A 9,267-nucleotide genomic window follows, 5' to 3' on the forward strand; every position below is an offset into this window, starting at 1 on the left:
TTCATATTTCGTCGCTTTTCTTGCAGAAATAATACGGGTGCAATCCTCACGTTCTGTATGGACAACGGCAATCACTCGCCCTTGCAACAAACCGAATGTGACAAAACGCTGCTCTCCATAACCGTAACGATCGTCCTCAACCGTTACAATATCCCCATCAAACACGGCTGGAACATCGGTAAAATCTATTCCGTGCTTACGAAGATTAGCAAGACGTTTTGCTTCATCCCATTCATATTCCATAACCGAACGACAGCTACAATAACCAATTGTAGTTATAAATTGTCGTTACAGCTATCCATGCCAAGCAATTTTTATCGTGAATGAATGCCCCGCAAGCAACTTCAAGCCACTGTCCTAACCGAGGACTTGCCGCATAACTACATATTACAGGTCAACTTTCTGCATAACACTCTCCAGAGTAACGATATGGGTCAACTTTCTGTATATCACTCGATTTAGGCGCAATTGCAAGAAACTTTCCCCATATCACACCCAAAAGCGTGTTAGCCAGAAGAGCTTACTGCAAACAATCTCTTTTCAAGAGACTTATCACAGAAGCTTTCTAGAGTTCTAGCAAAGATTCTTAGATCTGACTGCACTTTGTCACAAAACTTCACTATTATTTTGACACTTTTAATAGTTGGAGCGGAAACATTGATCGCCAAGTCTGGTCAATTTTTGTCCAACGCATTTCAGGAAATGACCTGAATAAGTAGCTAGAGATAATTAATTACACATATTTAATCACCTGTTGCCTCTCCTAACCAAGAAATTAATTTTGCACCACTACTTATTACTTAATTACTGTTTATTTTGTAATTTTATCACTAATTCTTGGAAAGGTTGCCAATCATCTTTATAGGTAATTGCCTCCCAAACCGATTCGATTAGCGGTCTAAGTAAAGCAGTTTTAGGATTATAATGCGTTAAGGTGTTCCCAATTTGAACCAAAGAATCTGAGGGTAATTGATTTAAGACCAAACTATATAATTCTCGCCAACGTTGCCAATCAGCTTTCGGTAAATCCATATTTTCAAGAATTAGAGAACTATTTTCTCGCCAACCGTAATTAAATTGTTCACTTAATTGATAGAAAAAGTCGTGATAACCGAGGCCAGTTTCTTGGAGAACTTCCACGGTTTTGCTGACCAGTAAAGCAGATTCGGGAGTAAAAATATCCTCAAAACCTAACTTTTTAAGCATCATTTTTTGATAATAAAAATTGTAATGCTGGTCATAGTTAGCCAAAGCCAGATCTAACTCTAACAAGGAGACGACCATGGCCAGGGGAGATTGCAGTAACTCTAGATTTAAACGACAGATAAAAGGCTGATTACCATAACTATAACGGCCGCCGTAGTCGAAATAGGCCGCCGTAAATTGGGGATTATAGGAAGGAATAAAAGCGTAGGGACCATAATCGAAACTTTCCCCGGTAATTGACATATTATCGGTATTGAGAACCCCATGACAAAAACCTGCGGCCATCCATTGGGCCGCTAATTTAGCGGTTCTTTCGATTAAAGCGGCGTAAAATTTTAAATAGCGATCGCTATCTTGGGGATTGATTTCAGGATAATAATAAATAATCACATGATCGAGGAGTCTTTTAATTAAATCGCTACGTTTAATATGAAATAAACGCTCAAAAGTCCCGAAACGAATATGAGAATTACTAACTCGAATCATCACCGAAGATCGCGTCGGGGAAGGTTCATCACCGCGCCAGAGGGATTCCCCCGTTTCCACCAAACTGAGACAGCGAGAGGTATTCACCCCTAAACCGCGTAAAGCTTCCCCAGCTAAGACTTCTCTGACTCCACCCTTGAGAGTTAACCTACCGTCCGCATGACGGGAATAGGGAGTCCGTCCCGATCCTTTCGTACCAAAATCGTATAATTTGCCATCAATACCCCTAACTTGACCGTAGAGAAAACCGCGACCATCTCCCAAGAAAGGATTATACTCGCCAAATTGATAACCGTGGTAACGCAGGGCCAAAAAGGGGGTCAGGGATTGAAATTTACCAAAAGCCTCGATAAAATGCTCATCTAAGGTTAATTCTGGCTGAATTCCCACCAAAGGTAATAAAGCATCATTGCGAAAACGAAGGATATGACTGGGAAAATCCGCGGCTGCAACTTGATCATAGTATTGGTCCCCCAAGTCCTGCATGGCGCTTTCGTAAGGGAGACTGAGAAAGGGATTGGTGAGATGGTCTGTCATAGTGGTGGTGTCGATCGAGCGTTGAGGCGATAAAGTGATAAAGATAGCCAAAAAATTTTCCTACTGAGACTATCAAACAGCGATGCCCGATTCTATTATGTATCAAGGGGACTATTTTCTTGTCCTTGAGGCCGATCAACCTGAACAATTCCAGACTCCCGACCAGTTGCGGGATAAGTTAAAAGATTTAATCACCGCAAAACCAGAGATTTGTCCCCGACAATTGGCGAAATTCTCTAGTTTTGAGGAAAAATCTCTCTATCTGCGCGATAATTACTGCGAGTTAGACCTGGGTGAGGAGGGTTATCTACAATGGTATGTGGTCCGTTTGGAAAAATAAGGAAACCCGTTATTCAGTAGTTAGGTGTTAAAAACTGTCAGACACCCCCCTTATCAAGGGGGGATTAAGGGGGGATCCATCTTCAATTTAATTATAACCAGTTACTTAGTTATTAAGGCAGAGGCAATCAGAGCAATTATCTTTTTAACTTTTTACTTTCTAACTTGATCATTATGGGAGAAATAGAAGATTTACTGGCACAAATGAAGGCAGAATACCAGAAACGGGATCAGGAAAAACCGATGCCGTCCCCTTCTTCTCGCCAAGAAAAAGATCGTTCCCCGGCCGAATTTAAGGTTAATTATGCCAGCGATTCTGCTACCGATGCGCTTTTAAAAGCTTTAGCCTTAGAAAACCAAGCAAGGCAACAACAGGAGGCAGCGGAAAAAGAAAAAGCGGCGGCATTAAAACAGCAGCGCAAGCGAGAAGCTTTAACTAGAAAGGCAAAGCAATGGTTAGATAAATTAGATGCCAAATCGGAGGAAGGACGCTGGTTTGAGGAGTTTTCATATAGCTACGATTCTCCTTTAGAAGCGGCGATTACTTATCTAGAAGCTTTGGGAGAAGTGGACATTTCTAAATGATCAGGTCTAATTTAAAGTTGTGGGTAAATTTGCTTGGTCAAAAACTCGATTATGCCACCAAATATTATCACCGGCTAGAATATTTGTGCCGTAACGAGGGACGATGCCATAAACAGTGCCGGGGTCATAATCCAAAGCTTGACTGATGAGATTGTAGAGACGTTGTAGATCAAAACCCCGGGGGTCACAATGGGGATATTTTCCTTGATTAATCAGAAAACTATCTACGGCAAAATGGCTGACAATTTGCGGTAATTGTCCCGTTTGTAAGGCTGCGAGGAGATAATATTTCGCCGTTTGTTGGTATTGAAAATCGCTGTAACCGGGGAGGGGTTGCAAGCGTCCTTTGGTCAAACAGTGGGATCCCGGCGCTTGTACCAGTTCAATGTTAACACTGGAGATAACCCGACGATTTCTTTCGGCAAAAACTGGTCGCAAGCGATCGCAATTAGGGTGAGATAGCTGCTGACAAATCGCTTCTGTTGCCCATAATGCGGTAGTTTTTGCCCCATCAAAGTAATTTGTGGGATATTCTTTGACTAAACGCTTAAAGAAGGCTTCTGAAGGCGTATTTAACCAAATTCTCGCCCTTTTTTCTAACTCAGAGGCCGATCGCGTACTCAAAGGAACACCCGCTAAAGCAAGTGCAAAACCCTTGACGCGGATAGTTTCTGGGGTAAGTTGCCACAGTTGACGCACTAATTGATCCCTGGTGTCTGCGGGCAGCATTTCGGCTGCTTGTTCATAAAAAGTGGCCGTGGGACGGTGACGTTCAAAAAAAGGCCGGGCGATCGAGTCTAAAATATCTCTATCCCTGGAATTCGGTTTGCGGGGGATGTAAACATTGGGACCCAATTTCATCGGACCGCGAGCATATTTTTTCTGTTCTTCGATGTTACCCGCAGTCATACTCCAAGCTGTATCGTGGAGAATAAACAAGGGAACGCGATCGAGGGTTAATTCGGTTTCTGGCGGGGCAATTTGCAAAAATTCGGCGATTTTCTGCTTTTCTAACTCATCTAGGCTCTTACCGGCTAAATTCTCCCCCACAGTGGAGGGATTAAAAATATTTATGGTGGCAGTGGAGAGACTAGAGGTATTCAGTTTTAAAATCAGTAGGGACAAGACCAAGCTAATCACCAAAGAAGTCACTCCCGATCGCCATTGTTCCGGGGGAAAGATAGAATATCTAGGGAGAGAAAATTGTCTTGATTTTTGCCGTCTTTGTCGATTCATCGGACTCTTTTAACTCTTTCCACCCATTGTATTCACTTTCTCGAAAAAGGGAATTAATACTAAATCCGTTGAGTATAGGCTACATAAGTAGGTGGGTGGAATTAAATATAAGATGAACGTAGGTTGGGTTGAAGAATGAAACCCAACGCCCGCATGGGTTACGCTACCGCTAACCCATCCTACAAATAATTGTGCCTCCCTACTTATCAGGATAGGCAATAGGCAATAGGCAATAGGCAATAGGCAATAGGCAGCTTTATTCTCCCCACTTCCCCACACCCCACACCCCACACCCTACACATAATTACTGAGGAACCATTGAGTATTAAAAGCTCGATCGCAGGATATTTCTAGTAATCTTATCCCTGATTCCGGCAAAACTGCGATTTTTTCCTTAAAATCAGTCCAATCGCTGATTAAATGGTAATCAATACCGTAGGTGCGACAGAGTTGGCAAAAGTCGATATTTTGGGGAGTGGCAAAAAATTCTTCAAAGGGAGGGTCAAATTTGGCGATCGGCAACATCTGGAAAATGCCTCCCCCCTTGTTATTGATTAAAATTATGGTCAAGGAGCCAACAAAATATTTTTTGATTAAAAAACCATTTGTGTCGTGTAATAGGGCTAAATCTCCCGTTAATAGCAGACTGGGGACATTTTTATAAGCTATTCCTATCGCAGTGGAGAGGTTGCCGTCGATGCCATTGGCCCCGCGGTTAAAATAGGGACGAATTTGGCGATCGCTAGGCGGGTTAAAAAACTCGGCATAGCGAACAGGCATACTATTAGAGATAAAGATCGGGGTACGGGGGGGGAGGTATTGGGAGAGCAGCCAGGGGATTTTACCTTCAATCAGTTTAGTTTCTGCTGCCAAAAGGCGATCGATGGTTAATCGAGCTTGCTGGTCGAATTTTTGCCATAATTGCCGATATTCTCGATTATTATCGGTTTTATCTGGGAATAGATCCCCTAATTGCTCGATATTTCCCCTGAGATGTCCGGTTTTTCCCTGTAGAGGATCGTAATTATCGGGATGGGGATCGATAATCCAGCGCGGACAGTCGATTTCTTCTAACCAGGTCCGTAATTCTTTGCTGGTGGGTAATTCGCCAATTTGCAGGACAACATCGGGGGTTAATTGGGTTCTAAGGGCAGGATTCCGCAATAATAAATCATAGGTGGTGATGAGATGGGGATTTAACCCTGCATAGTTTCGCAGAGGAGATAAAGCTTCCGCTAAGACGGGATATTGTTGCGATCGGGCTAAATCAGCGATCGCCTGACAGTAACTTTCAGGGTTTTGCGGGGAAGCTAATCCCGCGATGATAATTCCTTGGGGGGGTAAAGAAGGAATTTCGAGAATTGAGTGGTTAATTGGCATATTTTGCCGAGATATATGGCTAAAAAAAGCCTCTTGGTCAAAATTAGCCTCTAAATTGTTAATTTCTAGATCGGGAGTTGGTGCGAGGGGATCCCGAAATGGTAAGTTGAGATGCACCACTCCGGGGACAGGATCAAGACAGCGCCACCACGCGTGGATGATAGTTTGACGGAGATAGCGTAAACGCTCGATATTGGCACTAGGACAGCTAATTTCCGCTTGCCAATTTGGATAATTACCGTAGAGTTTGACTTGATCGATAGTCTGACCGGCGTGAGCATGACGCAATTCTGGGGGGCGATCGGCGGTTAGAATTAATAAAGGGACATGACTTTCTTTTGCTTCAATGACTGCGGGATAAAAATTAGCCGTGGCGGTCCCGGAAGTGCAGACTAAAACCACCGGTTGATATAATTGTTTGGCTAATCCCAGGGCAAAAAAAGCGGCCGAGCGCTCGTCTAAGATGGGAATAGCTTCAATCTGAGGATGTCTTGCCAAGGCTATCGTTAAAGGAGTCGATCGCGATCCGGGAGAAACCACCCCTATCTTCAATCCCAAACGGGCCAATGTTTCGACTAAAATAGAACCCCAAAGTGTATTAAGATTGCGAAAATCGATCGACATTTATCAGTTCAGTGCAAAGGTTAGGGAACAATAAGATAAATTTAACATTGGCTGGAACCGGCCAAGAATAAGTTATTCCTAAGTCAGCGATGCAGAAGTTACTAAAAGAGAGCGAAGGCAATTAGTCCCTACAATAATATTATTGCGCCAATGGTAGGGGCGCATCGCGTACGGACAAAATGTCCTATAGATATTTCGACCAAATTGAGATGCACCCAGTTTTCAAGTTCCCTATAGCTAAAGCAAACTAACATCAATAGGTTTTGAAAATTTTCCCTTATGATCCTGATTACAGACCAAATTTACCAGCGTATTTTCACCCACGCAGAATCCACCTATCCCGAAGAATGTTGTGGGTTACTCTTGGGAAAAATTACCGAAACAGCAGCCCAAGTGATCACCGTGCAAACCACAGAAAATAACTGGTCAGGTAATAGGAAAAACCGCTTTAGTATTGCGCCAGAAGTGCTTTTACAAGCTCAAAAATCGGCGCGGGAAAACCAGCTAGAAATTATTGGTATCTATCATTCCCATCCCGATCATGCCGCCATTCCCTCGGAAATCGATCGCCAATTAGCCTGGTCAGGATATACTTATTTAATTGTCTCCGTAGTTTCAGGACGAGCGATCGATTTACAAGCTTGGCAACTGGACGAAGGCGAACAATTTCAACCGGTAAAAATATTATAGTCTTGTATGACTAGCGCTTCCCCTGCTTTCCACTCACCCACCATCGATTTAATCGGGATAGGTCCCCTGTGGACCGGTTTTAGCCAACCTGGTTTTTCCCCCGATCCTTCCGGGGCAAAAGTGCAGTGCCATGGACGATTATTATGGCTAGGAATAGGTTGCATCCGTGGGACGGAGAAAGCGGTCATAGATAGGGCAATTAGGGATGTTTTTAAGCGTTATCACCTCTCTTTAGCCGCTATTGCCGGTATCGCCACCCTTGACATCAAAGCTAATGAACGGGGTTTAATTGCCTATTGTCAAGAGCAAGGATTGCCACTAAAAACCTTTACTGCTGAGGAGTTGAGAGATATTAATGTCCCCAATCCCTCAGCTATTGTCAACAAGAAAGAAGGAACCCCTAGCGTCGCTGAAGCTGCCGCTTTAAAAATGGGCGATACTTTGCTAGTCAGCAAGCAAATAGAAGCAAAATCGGTGACGGTGGCGGTTTCTTTGGCAGCAAGGGAATATAGAGGATAACAAATCGATGCTTAAACAGGTTTTATTTCTTAGTAATGGTCATGGTGAGGATTTAAATGCTAGTTTAATTCTGGGGGAATTACAAAAAATTCAGCCCCAATTATCTATAGCTGCTTTGCCTTTAGTGGGAGAGGGAAAAGCTTATCAAAAATTGTCAGTACCAATTATTGCCCCCACTGCCACTATGCCATCGGGGGGAATTATTTATACCAATCCTTTGAATTGGATTAAGGATATTGGTGCGGGATTAATTAGTCTAACTATTCAGCAAATTCAGGCAGCTTTTAAAGTTAGCAAGGATTGTGATTTATTGATAGCAGTGGGGGATATCGTGCCGATTGCGATCGCTAGTTTAACCAGTCGTCCCTTTGTGGCTTTTATTGTTTCTACTTCCAGTTATTACGAAGGCACAATTAAATTACCTTTGCTGACAAAATTATGTTTAAGATCGAAGAATTGTTTAAGAGTTTTTACCCGGGATAAATATACAGCAACAGACCTACAAAATCGGGGTATTAAAAAAGCGATTTTTGCTGGTTATCCGATTATGGATGTCTTAACACCAACGGGTAAAGATTTAGAATTAGATCGTCAAATTCCCATGATTGCTTTATTAGCGGGGAGTCGTTTACCCGAAGCTTTGAGTAATTTGGCTTTACAGTTACAAGTCTGTGAGGAAATAGTTAAAATTAAACCGATGCAGTTTCGGGCTGCTATCATTCCTAGTATCAGAGAAACCGACTTAGAAAATTTAGCTAAACAAGAGGGATGGCATTATTTAGGAGCGGGAAAATTAGAGAAAAATGGGGCTAAGGTGTGCTGTTATCGTGATGCTTTTGCCGATATTCTACACCATTGTGACGCTTGTTTAGCCATGGCGGGTACAGCAGTAGAACAAGCGGTGGGATTAGGAAAACCCGTCCTACAAATACCCGGATTTGGTCCCCAATTTACCTACCCTTTTGCCGAGGCACAAATGCGCTTATTAGGGGAATCGGTGATAACTATTGGACAGAAACCCACGGAGGTAAATTTATTTAAAAATGCCGCGGTTAAAATTATTGATATTTTGGCAGATTCTCGTTATTTACACAGATGTTTAGAAAATGGCAAAATTAGAGTGGGAGAGTCCGGAGGTAGCAGAAATATTGCCGAGGAAATTTATAGCATTTTTCAAAAGTAATGGCAGAGATAGTTATACTAAATCCGTTGAGTATAGGCTACATATCAGGAGAGGCAATAGATAATCAGTTTTTAATAACCAGATTTAGGATTAAAATAAAATTATTGTACTATCATTACTCCCAGGGATGTTACCAAAATGTCTAACGAAACCGTTACTTATAGTCTTGAATCTGTCCTCAAGGAAATCAAAGATAGCATCAAGGAAGTTAACCAAAAAATCGATACCTTGCAACAGGATATTAACCAGAAATTTGATAAAATCGACGAACGGCTAACTAAGCTAGAGGTAGGACAGGCAAAACTGACTGAGAAAGTCGATGGGATGGATAGAAGACTAGAAAAGCTGGAAGGAACCCAAAAAAATCAAGTTTGGACGTTAATTATTCTTTTAGGAGGAGCGATCGGAACAGCAGCATGGCGCTCTTTCTTTTCTGGTAATCCCTAGAAATATTGCCATAATACTAAATCCTAGGCAATAAA

The 9,267-nt window shown here is 42.4% G+C and carries 10 protein-coding genes; 6 read left to right on the plus strand and 4 right to left on the minus strand.

The features are described 5' to 3' along the window. Positions 1-243 (minus strand): BrnT family toxin (locus PX482_RS18705; protein ID WP_002756886.1); only part of this gene is annotated, 243 nt, incomplete at its 3' end. Positions 244-804: 561 nt separating this feature from the next. Continuing rightward, positions 805-2,229, minus strand: coding sequence for a protein adenylyltransferase SelO (locus PX482_RS18710; RefSeq protein ID WP_043998828.1), 1,425 nt, complete (start codon positions 2,227-2,229; stop codon positions 805-807). Positions 2,230-2,311: 82 nt separating this feature from the next. Here PX482_RS18710 and PX482_RS18715 point away from each other — a divergent pair, with 82 nt between their 5' ends. Continuing rightward, positions 2,312-2,569: a CRR7 family NDH-1 assembly protein gene (locus PX482_RS18715; RefSeq protein ID WP_002756891.1), complete on the plus strand. Its 258-nt coding sequence runs from the start codon at positions 2,312-2,314 to the stop codon at positions 2,567-2,569. 173 nt (positions 2,570-2,742) lie between these two features. Then, the gene (locus PX482_RS18720; protein ID WP_288023469.1) at positions 2,743-3,153 is read left to right on the plus strand and encodes a salt stress protein, Slr1339 family; all 411 of its coding nucleotides are present in this window, start codon (positions 2,743-2,745) and stop codon (positions 3,151-3,153) included. A 6-nt stretch (positions 3,154-3,159) separates the two neighbouring features. Here the strand turns inward: PX482_RS18720 and PX482_RS18725 are convergent, their stop codons facing one another. Beyond that, positions 3,160-4,389, minus strand: a complete 1,230-nt coding sequence (locus tag PX482_RS18725; RefSeq protein ID WP_002756895.1) for a hypothetical protein — start codon at positions 4,387-4,389, stop codon at positions 3,160-3,162. A 294-nt stretch (positions 4,390-4,683) separates the two neighbouring features. Continuing rightward, positions 4,684-6,393, minus strand: coding sequence for a 2-succinyl-5-enolpyruvyl-6-hydroxy-3-cyclohexene-1-carboxylic-acid synthase (gene menD / locus PX482_RS18730; RefSeq protein WP_288023471.1), 1,710 nt, complete (start codon positions 6,391-6,393; stop codon positions 4,684-4,686). Positions 6,394-6,672: 279 nt separating this feature from the next. Between menD and PX482_RS18735 the strand changes: the two genes are divergently transcribed. The 4 genes from PX482_RS18735 to PX482_RS18750 all read left to right on the plus strand — a co-directional run bounded on the left by PX482_RS18735 (position 6,673) and on the right by PX482_RS18750 (position 9,232). Beyond that, positions 6,673-7,083 (plus strand): M67 family metallopeptidase, encoded by a 411-nt coding sequence (locus PX482_RS18735; protein ID WP_002756899.1) that lies wholly within the window; start codon positions 6,673-6,675, stop codon positions 7,081-7,083. A gap of 6 nt (positions 7,084-7,089) precedes the next feature. Continuing rightward, on the plus strand, positions 7,090-7,602 hold the full coding sequence (locus PX482_RS18740; RefSeq protein WP_288093834.1) for a cobalamin biosynthesis protein: 513 nt from the start codon (positions 7,090-7,092) through the stop codon (positions 7,600-7,602). Between the two features lie 7 nt (positions 7,603-7,609). Continuing rightward, a complete protein-coding gene (locus PX482_RS18745) occupies positions 7,610-8,785 on the plus strand; it encodes a lipid-A-disaccharide synthase-related protein (protein ID WP_288122833.1) in 1,176 nt (391 codons plus the stop codon). A 138-nt stretch (positions 8,786-8,923) separates the two neighbouring features. Further along, on the plus strand, positions 8,924-9,232 hold the full coding sequence (locus tag PX482_RS18750; protein WP_002736903.1) for a hypothetical protein: 309 nt from the start codon (positions 8,924-8,926) through the stop codon (positions 9,230-9,232). Positions 9,233-9,267: the final 35 nt, after the last annotated feature.

Source organism: Microcystis sp. M53602_WE12, assembly GCF_030065455.1.
Classification (GTDB): Bacteria; Cyanobacteriota; Cyanobacteriia; order Cyanobacteriales; family Microcystaceae; genus Microcystis; species Microcystis aeruginosa.